Origin of the sequence: Pelagibius marinus, from assembly GCF_014925385.1 — a bacterium.
Taxonomy (GTDB): domain Bacteria; phylum Pseudomonadota; class Alphaproteobacteria; order Kiloniellales; family Kiloniellaceae; genus Pelagibius; species Pelagibius marinus.
In genome coordinates this window covers 152339-171335 of record NZ_JACSDK010000015.1, presented here as the reverse complement: position 1 = coordinate 171335, position 18997 = coordinate 152339, and the positions used below count along the sequence as shown (strand labels likewise).

General features: G+C 67.9%; 20 protein-coding genes. 7 read left to right on the top strand and 13 right to left on the bottom strand.

What is annotated here, in order from left to right; all coding sequences use genetic code 11:
- Window positions 1-86 precede the first annotated feature (86 nt).
- A complete protein-coding gene (locus H7X47_RS18595; RefSeq protein ID WP_227010605.1) occupies window positions 87-866 on the top strand; it encodes a DUF2189 domain-containing protein in 780 nt (259 codons plus the stop codon).
- Here H7X47_RS18595 and ccoS read toward each other — a convergent pair.
- The 8 genes from ccoS to ccoN are packed head-to-tail and all read right to left on the bottom strand — an operon-like array spanning window position 863 to window position 8738.
- Window positions 863-1069 carry a cbb3-type cytochrome oxidase assembly protein CcoS gene (ccoS, locus tag H7X47_RS18590; protein WP_193370234.1) on the bottom strand — a complete coding sequence of 69 codons (207 nt, stop codon included), beginning with the start codon at window positions 1067-1069 and terminating at the stop codon, window positions 863-865. The genes H7X47_RS18595 and ccoS overlap by 4 nt on opposite strands.
- Window positions 1066-3465, bottom strand: coding sequence for a heavy metal translocating P-type ATPase (locus H7X47_RS18585; RefSeq protein ID WP_227010604.1), 2400 nt, complete (start codon window positions 3463-3465; stop codon window positions 1066-1068). Before H7X47_RS18585 ends, ccoS begins: the two co-directional genes overlap by 4 nt.
- Window positions 3453-3950 (bottom strand): FixH family protein, encoded by a 498-nt coding sequence (locus H7X47_RS18580; RefSeq protein WP_193370233.1) that lies wholly within the window; start codon window positions 3948-3950, stop codon window positions 3453-3455. The genes H7X47_RS18585 and H7X47_RS18580 overlap by 13 nt, the downstream gene beginning before the upstream one ends.
- Complete coding sequence (gene ccoG / locus H7X47_RS18575) at window positions 3947-5443, bottom strand: cytochrome c oxidase accessory protein CcoG (RefSeq protein ID WP_193370232.1); 1497 nt, start codon at window positions 5441-5443, stop codon at window positions 3947-3949. The genes H7X47_RS18580 and ccoG overlap by 4 nt, the downstream gene beginning before the upstream one ends.
- Window positions 5444-5468: 25 nt before the next feature.
- Complete coding sequence (gene ccoP / locus H7X47_RS18570; protein WP_193370231.1) at window positions 5469-6338, bottom strand: cytochrome-c oxidase, cbb3-type subunit III; 870 nt, start codon at window positions 6336-6338, stop codon at window positions 5469-5471.
- A gap of 2 nt (window positions 6339-6340) precedes the next feature.
- On the bottom strand, window positions 6341-6490 hold the full coding sequence (locus H7X47_RS18565; RefSeq protein WP_193370230.1) for a cbb3-type cytochrome c oxidase subunit 3: 150 nt from the start codon (window positions 6488-6490) through the stop codon (window positions 6341-6343).
- 12 nt (window positions 6491-6502) lie between these two features.
- Window positions 6503-7231 (bottom strand): cytochrome-c oxidase, cbb3-type subunit II, encoded by a 729-nt coding sequence (ccoO, locus tag H7X47_RS18560; RefSeq protein WP_193370229.1) that lies wholly within the window; start codon window positions 7229-7231, stop codon window positions 6503-6505.
- A 13-nt stretch (window positions 7232-7244) separates the two neighbouring features.
- A complete protein-coding gene (ccoN, locus tag H7X47_RS18555) occupies window positions 7245-8738 on the bottom strand; it encodes a cytochrome-c oxidase, cbb3-type subunit I (protein WP_322096517.1) in 1494 nt (497 codons plus the stop codon).
- A gap of 578 nt (window positions 8739-9316) precedes the next feature.
- On the opposite strand from ccoN, the gene H7X47_RS18550 reads away from it, so the two are divergent.
- Together H7X47_RS18550 and H7X47_RS18545 are read left to right on the top strand one after the other, a co-directional pair.
- The gene (locus tag H7X47_RS18550) at window positions 9317-11458 is read left to right on the top strand and encodes a S9 family peptidase (protein ID WP_319633633.1); all 2142 of its coding nucleotides are present in this window, start codon (window positions 9317-9319) and stop codon (window positions 11456-11458) included.
- 4 nt (window positions 11459-11462) lie between these two features.
- Window positions 11463-12161 (top strand): glutathione S-transferase family protein, encoded by a 699-nt coding sequence (locus H7X47_RS18545; protein ID WP_193370227.1) that lies wholly within the window; start codon window positions 11463-11465, stop codon window positions 12159-12161.
- A gap of 15 nt (window positions 12162-12176) precedes the next feature.
- Here H7X47_RS18545 and H7X47_RS18540 read toward each other — a convergent pair whose 3' ends face one another.
- A complete protein-coding gene (locus H7X47_RS18540) occupies window positions 12177-13088 on the bottom strand; it encodes a LysR substrate-binding domain-containing protein (protein ID WP_193370226.1) in 912 nt (303 codons plus the stop codon).
- Window positions 13089-13210: 122 nt separating this feature from the next.
- On the opposite strand from H7X47_RS18540, the gene H7X47_RS18535 reads away from it, so the two are divergent.
- On the top strand, window positions 13211-13435 hold the full coding sequence (locus H7X47_RS18535) for a hypothetical protein (RefSeq protein WP_227010603.1): 225 nt from the start codon (window positions 13211-13213) through the stop codon (window positions 13433-13435).
- 11 nt (window positions 13436-13446) lie between these two features.
- Here H7X47_RS18535 and H7X47_RS18530 read toward each other — a convergent pair whose 3' ends face one another.
- On the bottom strand, window positions 13447-13977 hold the full coding sequence (locus H7X47_RS18530) for a winged helix-turn-helix transcriptional regulator (RefSeq protein ID WP_193370225.1): 531 nt from the start codon (window positions 13975-13977) through the stop codon (window positions 13447-13449).
- A 91-nt stretch (window positions 13978-14068) separates the two neighbouring features.
- On the opposite strand from H7X47_RS18530, the gene H7X47_RS18525 reads away from it, so the two are divergent.
- Complete coding sequence (locus tag H7X47_RS18525; protein ID WP_193370224.1) at window positions 14069-14467, top strand: nuclear transport factor 2 family protein; 399 nt, start codon at window positions 14069-14071, stop codon at window positions 14465-14467.
- Window positions 14468-14670: 203 nt separating this feature from the next.
- Here the strand turns inward: H7X47_RS18525 and H7X47_RS18520 are convergent, their stop codons facing one another.
- The 3 genes from H7X47_RS18520 to H7X47_RS18510 form a co-directional block, all read right to left on the bottom strand.
- Window positions 14671-15702: an anti-sigma factor family protein gene (locus H7X47_RS18520; RefSeq protein WP_193370223.1), complete on the bottom strand. Its 1032-nt coding sequence runs from the start codon at window positions 15700-15702 to the stop codon at window positions 14671-14673.
- Entirely contained in the window at window positions 15699-16292 is a 594-nt protein-coding gene (locus tag H7X47_RS18515; RefSeq protein WP_319633632.1) for a sigma-70 family RNA polymerase sigma factor, read from the bottom strand. The genes H7X47_RS18520 and H7X47_RS18515 overlap by 4 nt, the downstream gene beginning before the upstream one ends.
- Window positions 16293-16571: 279 nt before the next feature.
- Complete coding sequence (locus tag H7X47_RS18510; RefSeq protein ID WP_193370221.1) at window positions 16572-16838, bottom strand: hypothetical protein; 267 nt, start codon at window positions 16836-16838, stop codon at window positions 16572-16574.
- A gap of 401 nt (window positions 16839-17239) precedes the next feature.
- On the opposite strand from H7X47_RS18510, the gene H7X47_RS18505 reads away from it, so the two are divergent.
- Window positions 17240-18529, top strand: coding sequence for a CHASE2 domain-containing protein (locus H7X47_RS18505; protein ID WP_193370220.1), 1290 nt, complete (start codon window positions 17240-17242; stop codon window positions 18527-18529).
- A gap of 127 nt (window positions 18530-18656) precedes the next feature.
- Window positions 18657-18962, top strand: coding sequence for a hypothetical protein (locus tag H7X47_RS18500; RefSeq protein WP_193370219.1), 306 nt, complete (start codon window positions 18657-18659; stop codon window positions 18960-18962).
- Window positions 18963-18997: the final 35 nt, after the last annotated feature.

Sequence of the window (18997 nt, the reverse complement as noted above, 5' to 3'; positions counted from 1 at the left end):
CGGGGTATGGACCGCCGGGGCAAGGGAAGAGCGACGTGGGAGAAAACCCGCGCGCTGAACAAAGAACAGGTGTCCGGAGGAAGCTCATGGTAGCGACAGGTAAAGAGTTTCATCAGATGTTTCCGCCGGTGAACCGGCTGCCGCTTGACCGGCCCTGGGCCTGGCTGGCGGCGGGCTGGGAGGATATGAAGCGCGCGCCGGGCGTCAGCCTGGCCTATGGCGCGATCTTCACGGCGATCAGCTTCGCCGTCACCGCGGGGGTCTTCTTCGTCGGGCTGGAATACCTGCTTTTCCCGCTGATGGCCGGCTTCATGCTGGTCGGCCCCATGCTGGCCGTCGGCCTCTACGAGACCAGCCGGCGGCTCGAGAGCGGGGAACCGGTCTCCCTCTTCTCGGCGCTCTTCGTCGCCACCCGCTCGCCCATGCGTCTCGCCTTTGTCGGCATCGTGCTCATGGCGCTGCTGCTCATCTGGATGCGCGCGGCGACGCTGCTGCTGGCGCTCTTCCTGGGCACCACGGAATTCCCGCCTCTGGCGGAGGCGGTCCCGACCCTGCTGCTCACCTCCCAGGGTGTGTCGCTGCTGGTGGTCGGCACCGGCGCCGGCGCGATCCTGGCCGCGGCGGTCTTCGCCATCAGCGTGGTCTCGGTGCCCATGCTGATGGACCGCCAGGTGGACTTCATGACCGCCATCATGACCAGCCTCATCGCTGTGTGGCGCAATCTGAAGCCGATGCTGCTCTGGGCCTGGCTGATCGCCTTCCTGACCGCCTGCGGCCTGGTGACGCTTTACCTGGGGCTGATCATCACCTTCCCGCTGGTCGGCCATGCCACCTGGCACGCCTACCGCGACACGGTGGGCCGCTAGCGGGACTGATTCTCTGAAGCAGGAGTCTTGTGGCTGCCGCCCTCGGGCGGCAGCGGCGCATCCTCGTCGTCGTCCAGGAGGATGCGGTGGGCGGCGCCGTCCAGGTCGTCGAACTGGCCGCTCTTCAGCGACCAGAGGAAGGCCCCCAGGCCCAGGAGGCCCAGCAGCAGCGCCGCGGGGATGAGGTAGATGAGGGCGCTCATTCCGCCGCCTCCGGGGCGCAGGCCGCGGCGCCGCTGTCGGCGCGCGGCGCCGCGATCTTCAGGCTGCCCAGATTGAGGCGCATGGCATTGGCGGTGACCACGATGGAGGAGGCCGACATGGCCACGGCGGCGATCAGCGGCGTCACCAGGCCGGCGACGGCGATGGGCACGGCGATGACGTTGTAGAGGAAGGCGAGGCCGAAGTTCTGCAGCACCAGGCGGCGCGAGCGGCGCGCGGTGTCCAGGGCCTCGGCGATGGGCGCCAGGCGCTCGCCCTGGAAGATGATGTCGGCGGCGATCTGGCTGACGTCGGCGGCCTCGGCCGGCGACAGCGAGGCGAAGGCGGCGGCCAGCGCCGGGGCGTCGTTGAGGCCGTCGCCGATCATCGCGGTCTTGCGGCCCTCGGCGGCCAGTTCGCGCAGGCGGGCGATCTTGTCGGCCGGGCGGCAGTCGCCCTGCCAGGCGGTGATGCCGAGCTGCCCGGCCAGGTCGGCGACCACCGCGCTGCGGTCGCCGGACAGCAGCTCCACCCGGAAGCCGCGGTCCTGCAAGTGGGCGATCACCCGGGCGGCGTCGCTGCGCGGGGCGTCGCGGAAGGCGAAACGCCGCGGCGTCCGGCCGGGGCCTGCCAGCCAAAGCTCCATGGCGGCGCTTTCGATGCCGCTGTCGTCCGCGTCTTCGGCGACGCCGCACCAGCCGCGGCGGCCCAGGCGCAGGCTCTCTCCCGCGACCACCGCCTCCAGGCCGTCGCCCGGATGCTCGGTCACGCTGACCTGGCGCGGCTCGGTCTCGCCGGCGGCCCGGCAGAGGGCGCGGGCCAGGGGGTGACGGCTCTCGGCGGCGATGGCGGCGGCCAGGCCCAGCTCTTCGGCCGGGATATCCTGGCGGTTCTGCAGTTCCGGGCGGCCGCTGGTCAGCGTGCCGGTCTTGTCGAAGACCAGGGTGTCGACGGCGGCCAGGCGCTCCAGGGCGTCGGCGGACTTCACCAGCACGCCGCGCTTCAAGAGACGCCCCACCGCGGCGACCTGCACGGCGGGGACCGCCAGGCCCAGGGCGCAGGGGCAGGTGATGATCAGCACGGCGATGGCGTGCAGCAGCGCGCCCTGCCAGGCGATGTCGGTCAAGACCAGCCAGCCGGCCAGCGTCACGCCGGCCAGGATGTGCACCGCCGGCGCGTAGACGCGCGCCACCCGGTCGGCCAGGCGCACGTAGCGGTCGCGGCTCTGCTCGGCGGTCTCCATGAGGCGCACGATCTCGGCCAGCAGGCTCGCGTCGGCGGTCTTGGTGACGGTGACACGCAAGGCGCCGTCGCCGTTGACGGTGCCGGCGAAGACCTCGCTGCCGGGCACCGCGGGGCGCGGCAGGCTCTCGCCGGTCAGGAGCGAGGTGTCGACCTCGGAGCGGCCGAGGCTCACCAGTCCGTCGACGGGAATGCGCTCGCCAGGGGCCACGGCGACGGTCATGCCGGGCTGCAGGCGGTTGAGGGGCAGGCTGCTGAGCCGTCCCTCGGCATCGACCACCGTGGCGGCGGTGGCGCGCAGGGCGGTCAGGTTCTCCGCCGCCGAGCGGGCGCGCCCGCGCAGCCGCAGGTCCAGGAAGCGGCCGATCAGCAGGAAGAACAGCAGCGTGACCGAGGCGTCGAAAAACACCTGGTCGCCGCCGCGCAGGGTCTCCGAGAGGCTCATGCCGGCGGCCAGGATGACGGCCAGGGAGATCGGCACGTCCATGTTCATGGTGCCGCCGCGCAGCGCCGCCAGGGCGGAGCGGAAGAAGGGCCGCCCGGCGTAGGCCACGGCGGGCAGGGCAATCAAGGCCGAGACCCAGTGCATCAGCCCGCGCGTCGCCGGGCCCATGTCCTCGGCCAGGCCGCTCCACACCGAGACCGAGAGCAGCATGACGTTGCCGGCGGCGAAACCGGCCACCGCCAGGGCGCGCAGCAGCTCGCGGGTCTCGCCGGCTTCGGCGCTTTCCATCTGTTCGGCGTCCAGCGGGATCAGGCGGTAGCCCTTGGCGGCCACGGCGGCCAGCAGCGGTTCGGCGTCGGTCTCGGCCGGGTTCCACTGCAGCTTCAGGCGCCGGGTGCTGAGATTGACCCGTGCCTTCTCCAGGCCCGGCCTGCCCTCGACGGCGCTCTCGATCGAGCGAATGCAGCTCGGGCAATGCAGGTTCTGCACGATGAGCGTCAGTTCCGCGCTGCCGTCTGGTTGCTGGACGATGTGGTCGGCGAAGTCCTCCAGGCGCAGGCTCGGCGCCGCTTCCTCGGCGGCCGCGGCGATGCCGCCGCCGGGGCAGCAGCCCAGCATGGCGGCGGCCCCGACGTCATCCGGCCTGGGCCGGGCCGGGGCGTTGAGGCCCCCGTCGCTTCTTGGGTCTGCCTGCGGGCTTACTTGAGCCATAGCCTTGTCTTCATCTCGAAGGGCGGGTTGCTGCCGTCGTCGGCGGTGATCTCCAGGTCCCAGTTGCCGCGCCGGGGCAGCGTCACCACGGCACTGTAGGCGCCGGGGCTTTCCTCGCGCCAGTTCAACTCCTGGTCCATGCCCTCGTGGGTCGGACGGCGCAGGCTGCCTTCCAGGTCCAGGCCGCTGAGCGGCCCGCCTTCGCCGTCGGTCAGGGTGACGGTGATGCTGTCCTCGCCGCTGCTGACCTTGGTGAAGCTGACGTCGCCCCGCCAGCCCAGGTCGCGCAGGGTCTCGCGCGCTTCCAGCACCTTGTTGTAGGCGAGGCCCTCCTGGTAGGGATTCTCCCGCGTCACCCCGGTGAAGGTGTCGATCGCCAGATAGACGAAGACCAGATTCACCGCGACGATCACGCCGAACATCGCCAGCACGCCGATGAGGACATGCTTGCCGCTGAGCACGAAGCCGCCGTTCTGCGCCATCATTTAGGTCCCCTGAAAACGGAGTCGTAGGTCACCCGGGTGCCGTCGGCCTTGTCGGTGATGAGGAAGCGCAGGTCGAGGGAATCGTCCTCCAGGCTGTCGCGCGGCGCCGAAACGAAGACCCGGTAGCTTTCCAGGTCGTCGGGATCGACCTGCAGATCCGCTGCCGTGACGTCGTTGCCGACGATGTCGATGCTGGCGCCGGGCAGGCCTTCCACCGCCAGGGTGAAGTGGCGCTCGGCATGCTGCTTGTTGATGATCTTCACGGTGTAGCCGTTGCGGATCGAGCCGTCCGACAGGGTGACGAAGAGCGGATTGCGGTCGCGCAGGATGTTCACGTCCAAGTCGCTTCGGGTCACCAGGGTGAACAGCATGATCAGGGTGACCAGTGCGATGATGCCGGTGTAGATCAGCGTGCGCGGCCGGATGAGGCGCAGGCGCGGCTTCTCGCCGGCGCGCACCCGCTCCACGTTGGCCAGGGTGTCGTAGGAGATGAGGTTGCGCGGCAGGCCGACCTTGTCCATCACGCCGTTGCAGGCGTCGATGCAGAGCGCGCAGGTGATGCACTCCAGTTGCTGGCCGTCGCGGATGTCGATGCCCATGGGGCAGACCGCGACGCACTGGTTGCAGTCGATGCAGTCGCCCAGCTCCGTCGGATGGGTGCCCTTCTTGCGCGCGCCGCGCGGTTCGCCGCGGTCCTCGTGGTAGGTGATGACCAGGGACTCTTCGTCCAGCAGGCCGCCCTGGATGCGTGGCCAGGGGCACATGTAGGTGCAGACCTGCTCGCGGGCCAGGCCGCCCAGCAGGTAGGTGGTGAAGGTCAGGGTGGCGATGGTGACGTAGGCCACGGCCGGGGCGTCGAAGGTGACCAGCTGCTGCGCCAGGGTCGGTGCGTCGGCGAAGTAGAAGACCCAGGCGCCGCCGGTGCCGGCGGCGATCACCACCCAGGTGACGTGGGTCGCCGCCTTGCGCCAGACCTTGTTGCCGGTCCAGGGCATCTTGTCCATACGGATGCGCGAGGCGCGGTCACCTTGGAAGAAGCGCTCCACGGCGATGAAAAGGTCGGTCCAGACCGTCTGCGGGCAGGTGTAGCCGCACCATACCCGCCCGGCCAGGGAGGTGACCAGGAACAGGCCGATGGCCGCCAGGATCAGCAGGCCGGTGAGGTAGTAGACCTCCTGCGGCCAGATTTCGATGAAGAAGAAATAGAACCGCCGGCCCGGGAAGTCGATCAGCACCGCCTGGTCGGGCGCGTTCGGCCCGCGGTCCCAGCGGATCCAGGGCGTGAGGTAGTAGATGGCGAGCGTCACCGCCATGACGCCCCATTTGAGGCGGCGGAAGCCCCCCCTGGCCAGCCGCGGATAGATCTTTATCCGCTTCTGGTAGAGGGAGCGCCGCTCTTTCTTGTTGACCGGTTCAGCGTCTGAGCGTTCTACGCCTTCTCTTTTATCTGCCGGTTTCGCGGTGGCATCCTGCACAACCGCTTGATCAACCATTGCTGTCCCTACCCTTTCTAGAGACTTACTCGCCGCCACCCAGTGAGTGGACGTAAACGGCCAACTGCTTGATCGTCGTTTCGTCGAGGCGGCCGGTCCAGGCGGGCATCATGCCCGAACGGCTGTTGGCGATGGTCTGCACCACGTCGGCCTTGTCGCCGCCGTAGAGCCAGATGGCGTCGGTCAGGTTGGGGGCGCCCAGGTCCTGGTTTCCCGTGCCGTCCTCGCCGTGGCAGGCGGCGCACTGCTCGGCGAAGATCTCCGAACCGCGCTGGGCCGCGGCGGGGTCGGTCTCCGAACCCGAAAGCGACAGCACGTATTCGGCCACGTCGCCGACCTGTTCCCGATCCAGGATCTCGTCCCGACCGAAGGCCGGCATCTCGTTGAAGCGGGTCTCGTCGTGGTCGGAGCGGATGCCGTAGAGGATCGTCTGGTGAATCGCCTCCAGGGTGCCGCCCCAGATCCAGTTGTCGTCGTTCAGGTTCGGGAAGCCGGTGGAACCGGCGGCGCCGAGCCCGTGGCACTGGGAGCAGTTGACCGCGAAGGCCGAGCCCCCGCCCGCCTGGGCGAAGTCCAGCAGCTCACGGTCATTGACGATTTCCTCCAGGGAGGCCTGCTCGATGCGGTCCAGATAGACCGCCTGCGCGGCCCTCGCCTCGGCCATGGTGTTGGCGAGCTGTTCACGCGAGGAGTAGCCGATGACGCCCTTGGTGTAGCTGCTGACCAGCGGCCAGGCCGGCATGACGACCCAGTAGGCCAGCGCCCAGAGGCAGGTGGCGTAGAAGGTCCACAACCACCAGCGCGGCAGCGGGGTGTTCAGCTCTTTGATGCCATCCCATTCGTGGCCGGTGGTTTCGGTGCCCGAAACCTGATCGATTTCCTTGTCGTGTGCCACGATCAGTCCTCCTCCAGCGGCCGGCGGGCCGCTTCCTCGAATTTCTCCTTGTTCTTCGGCCAGAAGGCATAGGCCAGCACGCCGGCGAACAGGATGATGAAATAGATCAGGCCGTAGGTGGACGCGAAGTGCGCGACTTGCTCGTAATGCATTTTCCGGCCCTCCTAACGATAGTTGGCTTCGGGCTGGTAGGCCTCGAAGTCCACCAGGGTGCCCAACACCTGCAGGTAGGCGATGACCGCGTCCAGCTCGGTCAGCTCTTCGGCGTTGCCGTCGAAGTTGGAGACCAGGGCCCCGGGATAGCGCTCCAGCACGCCGTCGGCGCCCTCGGAGTCCGGATTGGCCTGGGCGGCCAGATCCTGCTCGGCCATCTCGATCATCTCGTCGTTGTAGGGAACGCCGACGGTGCGGTTGGTGCTGAGGTGTCCGGCGACGTCATGCATCACCAGCGGCGTTTCCGCCAGGAAGGGATAACCCGGCATGATCGACTCGGGCACCACGCTGCGCGGGTCGGCCATGTGCGCGACGTGCCAACTGTCCGAGTAGCGCCCGCCGACACGAGCCAGGTCCGGCCCGGTGCGCTTGGAGCCCCACTGGAAGGGGTGGTCGTACATGCTCTCCGCCGCCAGGGAGTAGTGGCCGTAGCGCTCCTCTTCGTCGCGCAGCGGACGCACCATCTGGCTGTGGCAGTTGTAGCAGCCTTCGCGGATGTAGATGTTCCGCCCGGCCAGCTCCAGCGGGGTGTAGGGACGCATGCCCTTCACCTTCTCGATGGTGCTCTCCAGGTAAAACAGCGGGGCGATCTCCACCAGGCCGCCGATCGAGACCACGACCAGCGTCAGAACCAGGAGGAGGATCGAGTTCTTCTCGATAACGTCGTGTTTGAAAGCCATGATGCGCTCCCCCTTACTCGGCCGCGGTGACGGTAGCCGGGCCGGCCGCCGGGGCGCCGATGCGACGCTCCTCACGCAGGTCGCCGCGGATCGTCCGCCAGCAGTTGTAGACCATGATCACCGCTCCCAGCAGGTAGAGCAGTCCCCCCAGGGCGCGGATCACATAGAAGGGATGCATCGCCTCCACGGTCTCCACGAAGGAGTATTCCAGGAAGCCGAGGCTGTCGTAGGCCCGCCACATCAGGCCCTGCAGGATGCCCGAGACCCACATCGCGGTGATGTAAAGCACGATGCCGATGGTCGCGGTCCAGAAGTGCAGGCTGACCAGGGCCAGGGAGTAGAGCCGCTCGCGGTTCCACAGCTTGGGCACCAGGTAGTAGATGGCGCCGAAGCTGACGAAGCCGACCCAGCCCAGCGCGCCGGAATGCACGTGGCCGACGGTCCAGTCGGTGTAGTGGCTGAGCGAGTTCACCGCCTTGATCGACATGACCGGCCCTTCGAAGGTGCTCATGCCGTAGAAGGCGACGGAGACGGCCAGCATGCGCAGGATCGGGTCGGTGCGCAGCTTGTCCCAGGCGCCCGAGAGCGTCATCAGGCCGTTGATCATGCCGCCCCAGGAGGGCATCCACAGCATGATCGAGAAAGTCATCCCCAGGGTCTGGGCCCAGTCCGGCAGCGCCGTGTAGTGCAGGTGGTGCGGGCCGGCCCAGATGTAGAGGAAGATCAGCGACCAGAAGTGCACGATCGACAGGCGGTAGGAATAGACCGGGCGGTTCGCCTGCTTCGGTACGAAGTAGTACATGATGCCGAGGAAGCCGGCGGTGAGGAAGAAGCCCACCGCGTTATGGCCGTACCACCACTGGGTCAGCGCGTCCTGGACGCCGGAGAACAACTGGTAGCTCTTGGAGCCGCTCAGTGAAACCGGGATCGCCAGGTTGTTGACGATGTGCAGCATCGCGATGGTCACGATGAAGGCCAGGTAGAACCAGTTGGCCACGTAGATGTGCGGCTCGCGGCGCTTCATCAGGGTGCCCAGGAAGACCAGCAGGTAAACCACCCAGACGATGGTCAGCCAGAGGTCGATGTACCACTCAGGCTCGGCGTATTCCTTGGACTGGGTGACGCCCAGAACGTAGCCGCTGGCCGCCAGCACGATGAACAGCTGATAGCCCCAGAAGATGAACCAGGGCGCCCATTCGCCGGCCAGGCGGGCGCGGCAGGTCCGCTGCACCACGTGGAAGGAGGTGGCGATCAGCACGTTGCCGCCGAAGGCGAAGATCACCGCCGAGGTGTGGACCGGCCGCAAGCGGCCGAAGTTGGTCCAGGGCAGATGGAAGTTCAGCTCCGGAAAGGCGAGTTGCAGGGCGATGGTCAGGCCGGCGAGAAAACCGACCACGCCCCAGAACAGCGAGGCGATGACACCCGCTCTCACTACGGCGTTGTTGTAACGGACCTCGCCCTCGACTTCGACCAGCCCCGCCGCCTCGTCGTAGTGCCGCTTGATCATCCAGAAGATGCCGAGCGCGCAGAACGCGACGAAGAGGTAGCCGTGGAACGCCATGGCGCCGTCCTGCGCATTGGCGACGAGGAACAGCCCCATGATGCCGGCGATCGCCAAGACCAGCCCCATAAGGAGGGTCGTGGCCGATGTGCCGGATGCCTCGGTTGAATTGCTCATCAGATGCCCCAGTTAAGGTTCCCGGTTCAGATTACCGGTTCAGGTTCCCGATACGGATAACACTATAACAAACAAGCAGATTGGCGTGGTCGGATCAGCGCGGTCCGGTGAACCGGGTCGGCGGCGAGCCACGCGACCTTGCCCATTCTGCAGGTATCCCCAGTGGCCCTTCTCATGGCAGCCCGCCGGGCGGTTGCCATTGATCCAGGTCAAACGCCCAGGATCCGCGTTTTCGGTGCTTTTCGCCCCGGCAGCCCCGGTCCCTCGGAAAACCACGCTTTGCCCGGCGCGACCATAGAATGCTACATCGGAAAAGACCGCTGCGACAGAAAGCCGCGCGACGTCTTGGCATACCAAGATCGGCGCCGTGGTTGAGCGCGTACTAATAGAAAATGAGAGCCCATCCCGTGCCGTCCGATAGAGCTGCCCCGACCGTTTCCGCCGAAGCCCCCGTCGCCCCCCGCAAGCCCAAGCGAATCGAGCTGCACGGCATCGTGCGCGAAGATCCCTACGCCTGGCTGCGCGACGACAACTGGCGCGAGGTGATGCGCGACCCGGCCGTCCTGGACCCGGAGATTCGCGCCTACCTGGAGGCGGAGAACGCCTACACCAAGGCGGCCATGGCGCCCACCGAGGCGCTGCAGAAGCGGCTCTTCGAGGAAATGAAGGGGCGCATCAAGGAAGACGACAGCTCCGTGCCCAGCCCGGACGGGCCCTATGCCTACTACCAGCGCTTCGAGGTCGGCGGCCAGCATCCGGTGTTCTGCCGCTGCCCGGCCGGCGCCGCGCCGGTGGGGCGGCAGGACGGGAAGCGGGAAGGCGAAGAGGTGCTGCTGGACGGCAACCGCGAGGCCGAGGGCGAGTCTTATTTCCGCGTGGCGGGCTGCGAGCACAGCCCCGACCACCGCCTGCTGGCCTACGCCGTCGACCGCAACGGCTCGGAACGCTACCGCATCACCGTGAAGGACCTGGCCTCGGGCGAGCTGCTGCCCGACGCCATCGAAGAGGCGCAGGGCAGCCTGGTCTGGGCCAACGACGGTCGGACCCTTTTCTACGTCACCCTGGATGCCGAGCACCGGCCGTCGAAGGTCTTCCGCCACCGCCTGGGCGACGATCCGTCCGCCGACACCCTGGTCTACGAGGAGCCGGATCCGGGCTTCTTCGTCGGCCTGGACAAGACCGAGAGCGACCGCTTCATCGTCCTCTCGGCGCACGACCATACCACCTCGGAGGTGCGGGTGATCGACGCGGCAAAGCCGGAGAGCGCGCCCGAGCTCATCGCTCTCCGGGAGCGCGACATCGAATACGAGGTCACCGACCACGGTGAACGCTTCCTGGTTCTCACCAACGCCGGCGGCGCCATCGACTTCAAGATCGCCGAGGCGCCCCTCGATGCGCCGGGGCGGGAGAACTGGCGCGACCTGGTGCCTCACAAGGAAGGGCGCCTGATCCTCAGCCTGCTGGTCTTCAAGGACTACATGGTCCGCCTGGAGCGCGAGAACAGTCTGCCGCGCATCATCGTTACCGCGCTGCCGTCAGGCGAGGAGCACGCCATCGCCTTCGACGAGGAGGCCTATTCCCTGGCCCTGGTGCCGGGCTACCTCTACGACACCGCGACCCTGCGCTTTGCCTATTCCTCGCTGACCACGCCGCAGCAGGTCTATGACTACGACATGGCCGGACGGAGCCGCGAGCTGCTGAAGGAGCAGGAGGTGCCCAGCGGGCACAACCCGGCCGACTACGAGGCGCGGCGCGTCCTGGCGCGCGGCCACGACGGCGAGGAGGTGCCGGTCTCGCTGGTCTACCGCAGGACCACGCCCCTGGACGGCTCGGCGCCGCTGCTGCTCTACGGCTATGGCTCCTACGGCATGAGCACTCCGGCAGGCTTCTCGACCAACCGCTTCAGCCTCATCGACCGCGGCTTCATCTATGCCATCGCCCACATCCGCGGCGGCACCGACAAGGGCTACGGCTGGTATCTGCACGGCAAGCGGGAGAAGAAGGTCAACACCTTCCACGACTTCATCTCCGCCGCCGAGGGGCTGATCGACGCCGGCTTCACCAGGGCGGGCCAGATCGTCGGCCACGGCGGTTCGGCCGGCGGCATGCTGATGGGGGCCGTCGCCAACATGCGCCCGGACCTCTTCCGCGGCATCGTCGCCGAGGTGCCCTTCGTCGATGTCCTGACCACCATGTGCGACAAGGACCTGCCGCTGACCCCGCCGGAATGGCCGGAGTGGGGCAATCCCCTGGAAAGCCTCGAAGCCTACAAGACCATCGCCGCCTATTCGCCCTACGACAACGTCGAGGCCAAGGACTATCCGGCGATCCTCGCGACCGCGGGCCTCACCGACCCGCGCGTCACCTACTGGGAGCCGGCCAAGTGGGTGGCCCGGCTGCGCGCCACCAAGACCGACGGCAACCTGCTGCTGCTCAACACCATCATGACCGGCGGCCACGGCGGGTCCTCGGGCCGCTTCGACAAGCTGCACGAAGTGGCGCTGTCCTACGCCTTTGCTCTGCTGGTCTGCGGCAAGGCGGAGAATTAGGGAGATGAGTTTGAAGATGTACGACCTGGCGGGCGCCGACCCGCTGCTGCGGTTCAGCCCCTACTGCTGGCGCACCAAGATGGCCCTGGCCCACAAGGGCCTGGAGGTGGAGACCATTCCCTGGCGCTTCACCGAAAAGGACGCCATCGCCTCCTCCGGGCAGGGCCGGGTGCCGGTGCTGCTGGACGGGGACAAGGTGATTTCGGATTCCTGGGACATCGCCTGCTACCTGGAAGAGGTCTACCGCGACCGCCCGGCGCTGTTCGGCAGCGCCGACGCCAAGGGCGCGGCCTTCTTCATCAAGCGCTGGACCGAGGCGGTGGTGCACCCGGCGCTGGTGCGGCTCATCATCGCCGACATCGTGAAGATCATCGATCCCAAGGACGTCGACTACTTCCGCGGCAGCCGCGAGAAGGCCCTGGGCGCCGGCTTGGAAGACTACGTGGCCGATCGCGACGCGCATCTGAAGGCGCTCCACGCCGCGCTGACGCCGCTGCGCCTCAGCGTGAAGGACTTCGCCTTTCTGGGCGGCGAGACGCCGTCCTACGCCGACTACATCGTCTTCGGCGCCCTGCAGTGGGCGCGTTGCTCCTCGCCGCAGAACCTGCTGCCCGAAGACGACCCCGTCGCCGCCTGGTTCGACCGCTTGGCACAGCTCTACGGCGGCCTCGGCGCCAAGGCGCCGCGTCCCGCGGCGGCGTGACCGCCGCCGGGCGCGCTAGAGGGACATCGCCCGGCGGTCTTCCTCGGCGACCTCCAGGACCCAGGCCTTGAAGGCCTCGACCTTCGGTTCGTGCCATCTCTCCGTGGGTCCCATCAGGCAGAGATCACCCCAGTCGGTGCCGCAGCGCAGCTCCGGGAAGGGCATCACCAGCTGGCCGGTCTGGAATTCCTGGTGGGTGAGCAGCAGGTCGCCCATGACCACGCCGGCGCCCATGACGGCGGCCGTCACCGCCATGTCCAGGTTGGGAAAGACATCGCCGCTTTCCGGATCGACGCCCGCGACACCGAAGGTGTTCAGCCAGCTTTTCCAGTCGTGGCGGCTCGCCGTCTCGTGCAGCAGGGTGAAGTTGGCGAGGTCGCTCGGTTGCTTGAGGGGAGTGCCGCCTTCCAGCAGCTGCGGCGCGCAGGCCGGCACGATGGACATGGGCAGGAAGGTCAGCACCTCCATGCCGGGCCGCTGCTTGCGATAGGTTGAGAGGCCGAAGCCGAGGTCGAAGTCCTCGCTCCGGAAATCATTGATCTCGAAGAACTCGGTCGTCAGCCGGACGCGGATGTCCGGACAGCGGGCGCGGAACTTCGGCAGGCGGGGGATCAGCCAGCGGATCGAGGTGGTCGGCGGGCAGATGATGTGCAGGTCGGTCCGCTCGGCGGCGATGCGCTGGGCGCCGTGCTGAATGGTCTCGAAGGCGCCGGTCAGCACCGGCAGAAAGCGACGGCCGGCCTCGGTCAGCTCGATGCCCTTGGGCAGACGGCGGAACAGGGCGACGCCCAGGTGCTCCTCCAGCAGCTTCACATGGCGGCTGACGGCGCCGCGGGTCACGCAGAGCTCGTCGGCCGCCCCGGCGAAGCCGCCGTGCCGGGCGGCCGCCTCGAAGGCGCGCAGGGCGTTCAGTGGGGGCAGCCGCATGGCCTTCCTTGAGGATCAGTTTTCCTGATCCTAGCATTCAAATAGCTTGATTTGAAGCCTGCCGCTGATTGGCGTCATATAGGGGGCGTTGCTATCCCTTAAACTGAAGTGAGGTGGAGATCATGAGCCGAGCGCTGCCCCTTCACGTGGTGCCCAGCCAGGGCCGCCGGCCCGTCACCACGTTGCTCAGGAAAATTGACGCTGGGTTGGCAGAGCTGCGGCGCCGGCGGCAGCGGCGCGCGGAACTGCGGCGGCTCCTGCGGATCGGCCCGCATATGCTCGCCGACGTCGGGATGGACTCCGCGACGGCGCTGGCGGAGTCCCGCAAGCCGCTGTGGCGGGCGTGAGATCGACGGATCTAAGGGGCCGTTGAGGCCCGCTTGCGGCTTTTTACCTGCTTCGCGCAGACCTCCTCGTAGGCCCGCTGCAGGCGCTCGCGGACGGTCGGGCCGCGGCGCCGTCGCGCCGGGGCTTCGCCCAGGTGCGCTTCGCGCAATTCGGCCATGAAATCCTCCCACATCGGCGGGCCGCCCTCGGCCAGCAGCTGCGCGCGGATGCTCAGCTCCGGCGTCACCGGCAGGTGCCGCGTGCCCCAGGCGCCGATCTGGGCGAAGACCGGCAGCAACTCTATGGCCTTGGCGGTCAGGGAGTAGATGGCCTTCTGCTTGTGGCTCGGGTCGTCGGCCTTGGTGATCAGGCCTTCCGCCTGCAGACGCTTCAGACGGTCGGCCAGGATGTTGGAGGAGATGCCTTCCTCCGAGCGCAGCAGCTCGCGGAAATGCCGCCGGTCGCCGAACATCATGTCGCGCAGGATCAGCAGCGACCAGCGGTCGCCCAGGACTTCCAGTGTCAGGTTGATCGGGCAACCCGATCTGTGCGCTTCGGCCATGCCCCAGCCCCACGTAAAACCGGTTGCATTATCGAAGCAGTCTGCCTAACCTGCAACCAGTTGCAAAATGAAAGCAGTTTGAGGAGGCAAAATGGAGCAGGCAAACGGCATTGCCGCACTCGTCCGCCGCTATTTCTCAGCCTACGAATCGGGAGATCGCGCAGTGATCGAAGAGCTTCTGGCTGAAGACTTCCGGTTCCGCAGCCCGCTCGACGAGCCGCCGATCGGGAAGGCGCGTTACCTGGAGCGCTGCTGGCCCGGCCACGAGAAAATCAAAAGCGTCGACTTTCAGGATCTTTTTGTCGACGGCGAAGCGGTTGTGGTGCGCTACCTCAGCACGCTGTATTCCGGCGCCCAGTACCGCGGTTGTGAGTACATGCGCGCCGAGGGCGGGCGCATCGTCGAGGTCGATGTCTACTTCGGCAACACGCCGGACTATCTCTTCTCGATCTTCGGTGTCGCCCCCAACGGCGAATCTCCGCAGGCCTGACGAGAAGACGATGAGTGACTGTTCAGCGATGCACGCGACCTTCGTGATTGAGCGCGACCTTGCGGCAAGTCCGCGCGAGGTCTTCGCCGCTGTCAAAACGCGCTAGAAGGACTGGACGGCAGTCCAATTGGCACGCTCGGATTTACGGTGGGGTGAAGAACCAATTCTTAGATTGAGTCGGGCTGCGCCGACTCAAAGTCGCCTCAGGTTTCCTTGGGCGTCTCCGCACTGCGCTCGGGCAGGGGCAGGGGCGATTCCGGCGCCAGGGTGCCGTCGTTCGATGGGGGGATGGGCAGGGGCGCGACGGGCTTGTCGCTGTCGGACTGCACCGCCGGCTCCAGAGGCGCCATTGGCGCGGTCCCCGGCGCGGCGGGCTCCTCGGTGCTTTGCTGCAGGCTGCGGCTCACCGCCTCGGCGATGCGCAGCAGCTGGTCCTGCGCCATCTTGCCGACCAGGCTGTAGGCCATGTGGCTGTCCTGCCAGAAGAACTGCGCGGCCTCACCCTCACGGGTGAAGGTGAAGCTGGTCTTGCCCGCCTTGCCGCCGGCGCGCATGTAGAGCGTGACGCGCTGGCCCTCGTCGTTCTGATAGAGCAGCTGCGCGGCCGGCTGGCCGCTGCTGGTGGTGATGACGCGCTCGGCCACCAGTTCGAAGCCGAGGGCTTCGAGGTCCGGCAGGCGGGTCGGCGCCTTGCCCGGCTGGGCGGCCAGCCAGGTGACGACCTGGCGCGTCCCGTCCTCGGCGGCGCTGGTCTGGATCTCGGCGCCGGACTGCGGCGCGGAACTGGCGAGCTGCAGGGGCGTGTCGCTCACGGCCTGGCGGGTGAAGGCGACCAGGGGATCGTGGTTCCAGCCGCTCTGCAAGAGGGCCAGTCCGCCCGCGGTGCCGGCGGTGAGCAGCAGCGCGAGCGAAGCGGCGATGGCGCGATGGCCACGCAAGAAGCCGCTGCGCCGGGGATGCTTCGCGTTTCCGCGCAGCTCCGCATCGAGCTGCTGGGCAAGTTCTGTGATCCGCGGCGGCGCGGCGCTGTCGTCGCTGTGCCGCGCCGGGTCGAAGAGGGCGTGCAGCCCGATGTTCTGCGCGCGATAGGCGGCGACGCGCGCGGCCTCCGCGCTGTTGGTGGCCAGATAGGCCTCGATGGCCGCGCGCCGGCGGCCGTCGAGCTCGCCGTCGACGTAGGCCTGCAGCTCCTCCTCGGGGATGCCGTTGTCGTTATCGTGCCATGTGGGCGTCATCTCGCCTTCCGTAGGTTTCCTTGCCGGGCGGCCGCCGCCTTCGTTTCCGCGCCCTGCCTCGTGCCCCGGCCGGCGACCGGCCGCAGATTCGCCAGCGGCGCGCCCGCCATCATGCGGCGCAGCGCCTCGCGGCCGCGCGACAGACGCGACATCACCGTGCCGATGGGCACTTCCAGCACCTGTGCGGCGTCCTTGTAGGCCATGCCCTCATAGCCGACCAGCAGGACCGCCTGGCGCTGCTCCTCGGGCAGACGCTGCAAGGCCGCCGCCAGGTCGTTCAGCTCCAGCTGCCCGTACTGCGGCGCCGGCTGCGCGAGGCGGTTCTCCAACACCTCGGCGGGAATGCTGTAGGTCCAGCGGCGCCGCTCGCCCAGGCGGTCGACGTGGGCGTTGTGCAGGATGGTGAAGAGATAGGCCCGCAGATTGCGGATCTCGTTCGCCTTCGCGCCCTGTTTTTGCCGCCGGGCCAGGGCCCGGCTCAAGCTCTCCTGCACCAGATCGTCCGCTTCCACGGCGTCGCCGGTCAGGGAGCGCGCATAGCGGCGCAGGGCGGGAATATGTTCCAGAACCGTCTCGTCCGCTTTTGCCACGCTTTTCGCCTCCGTTGTTGCAACCTTCTTGGTTCCTGCGGCCGGCATCGCGCCGTCCCGCAGGATCGGAAGGTAGGCAGGCCGCCGGAGACTGTCGTGGAACCTTAAGGGGGCCGATTTGTGGCGAATTATGTCGGTCGCTGCCGCAATCATGGCAAATCTCTTTGTTGCTTTTGACGGCGGTTCCGATGGGCGCAGCACCGGCCCAACTGGGCCTGCATCAGGCCGGTGTTTCCCGCGCTTTGCAGCTTCGCCACGCCCCCTCGGGCGCTTTGGCGGTTACTGGCTGGTAGCCGGCTCTTCGCCCTCCGGTGTCACCGTCTCGGGCTCCGTCGGCATGGGCTCCATGGCCTGGGGCTCCATGGCCTGGGGCTCGCCGGCCTCCGGCATCGCCGGCGTGGCGGCGCTTTCCCCGCTGGGCATGGCGCCCTGCTGCTGCATCGGTACGGAAGTGCTGCTGTCGGTGGCCTGCTGCTCGTCGCAGGCGGCGAGCGTGAAGGCCACGGTGGCGGCGGCGAAGGAGGAAAGAAGAAGCGATTTGGTCATTGGTCAATTCTCCGGTTACGAAAAACGGGCTGTTCCGGGGCGGGGAGGCGGCCGGCGCTAGGGGAGAGAGCCGCACCGGCCGCCATTACGGGCTGTGAGGGAAGGGCACGCCCGCAAAGACATGGTCCCGGAAAGGCGAAAGCTTTTCCTCGATAGACCCGCACCTGGCGGCTTTATTCCCGGTTGCGCCGATTCGTCCCCCGGGCGCCTCCCGGGGCCACCAAGTCCTTGCTGTGTCGCGGTTTCCTGCGCCCGGGACCCGCGGCTTAACACTCCGGTAAGCTTCTCTGGGGCATTTAGAGATTCACCCCAGATTTGTTTTCTCCCAGTGGCCTGTTTTAATTCAGAATTATGTTTCGCGACTGGCGGCGGGGGCGGTCCCAAGGGGGGGCCTACAGGCAATGCGTTGGATTGACGGGCTTGCGGCACTGGTGATTGCTTGCCTGGCGGCTTATCTGGCCGTCCAGCCGCCGCTGCGCGGCCTGGAGGGCGGCGCCTACGACCTGCTGCTGCGCGCGCGCCAGGAGATCTACGGCCAGAGCGCCCATCCCAGCCCGCCGGGCGGCTCGCCCGTGGTGGTGGTGGCGCTGGACCGCGAGACGGCGCTGCGCCCGCCCTTCGATCGCCTGCCCCAGGAACTCTGGACGCCGCAGATCGCCGCCGTGATGGACCGTGTCCTCACGGGCGGCGCCCTGGTCGTCGCCCAGCACGAGAGCTTCGCCACCTCCGGCGAGGGCCTGCAGGAAGGCTATGACGCCGACTACCTGGCCGTGCTGGCGCGCGCCGGCAAGGAGGGGCGCATCGTGCTCGGCCGCCGCGCCCCCGCCCCCGAGCGGCTCGGCCCGCTGCCCGACTATGTCGAGGCCGTGGGCGGCGACCGTAATCTGCGCCGCATCGCGCTGCGTGCCGACGGCGACGGCGTGCTGCGCCGCGCGGCCCTGTATGAGAGCAGCCGCGACAGCACCGGCACCGTCAGCCTCAACCCCTCCCTGGCGCTGGAACTGGCGGCCCGCGTCGTCGGCGAGCGGCCGCATCTGCTGAACGGCGATGCCCTGATGCTGGGGCGCTATGCGGTGCCGGGCTCGGACGACAACGCCATGCTGCTGAACTTCCAGGGTGGCGACGGCGGCATCCCGATGTTCTCCCTGGGCGATCTCTATGCCTGTGCCGAGGAGGGCGAGGAGACCTTCTTCCGCAAGCACTTCGACAACCGTGTGGTGCTCTTCGGGCGCAGCGACGCGCCGCGCGTCCGCAAGGTGACGGCGGCCCGCTTTCTCGACGTGCACAACGCCGACCGTGCCGCCGCGCGCTGCCGCCTGCCGGTGATGCAGAGCCTGCTCGGGGTCGACGACGGCGCCACCACGCCGGAGGTGGTCGTGACCGCGTTGGCGGTGCGCAATCTCCTGCAGCGCGATGCGGTCAAGACGCTGCCGCTTTACGCCGCCGCCCTGGTCAGCGGCCTGCTCGCCATGGCCGCGGCCTTCGCCGTGCTGCGGGTTCCCGGCGTGCTGGTGATCCCGGCGCTGCCCGTCTTCCTCGTCGGCTGGGCCTATCTGGCTGTGGTCATGCTGGCGCAGGAGAATTGGCTGATGCCGCTGGCCCAGCCCTTGGCGGCCATCGCCATCGCCATCGCCGGGGCTTTGAGCTACCGCGGCGCCAAGCGCCTGCGCCCGCGTCTGCGCGCCGCCTGACGCGCCGCTTCCCCAAAAACCTGCGCGGGGGGCGCTTGAGGCAGGTCAATGCCCGGCAGGCGGCGGCGGTGGATGCTGTCCTACCTTTCCTTGGATCGCCGGCCTTTGAGAAGGAGGAACCGCGGCCATGGCAGAAAGATTGATTTCCTTGCTCGCAGGCTTGGCCTTGTGCCTGGCGCTGCCGTTCGCCGCGCAGCCGGTGCAGGCGCAGGAGGAGGGCTGGCAGAGCGAACTGACCGCCCAGATGGCGCGTGACTACGACTGCGAGGTGGCCTTCTTCAGCCAGGTGGTCGAGCGGGAGGTGAACGGCGATCTCGTGATCCTCGCCAAGGTGCACTGCCTCGACAAGCGCACCTTCGACGCCTATCGCGACAGCGCTTTCCAGCCCTTCGAGATTCACCCCTGCGAAAACCCGGAGAACCGGGCGTGCTGACCGGGCCTTGCCGGCCTGGTGCCCGGTTGTCCGAA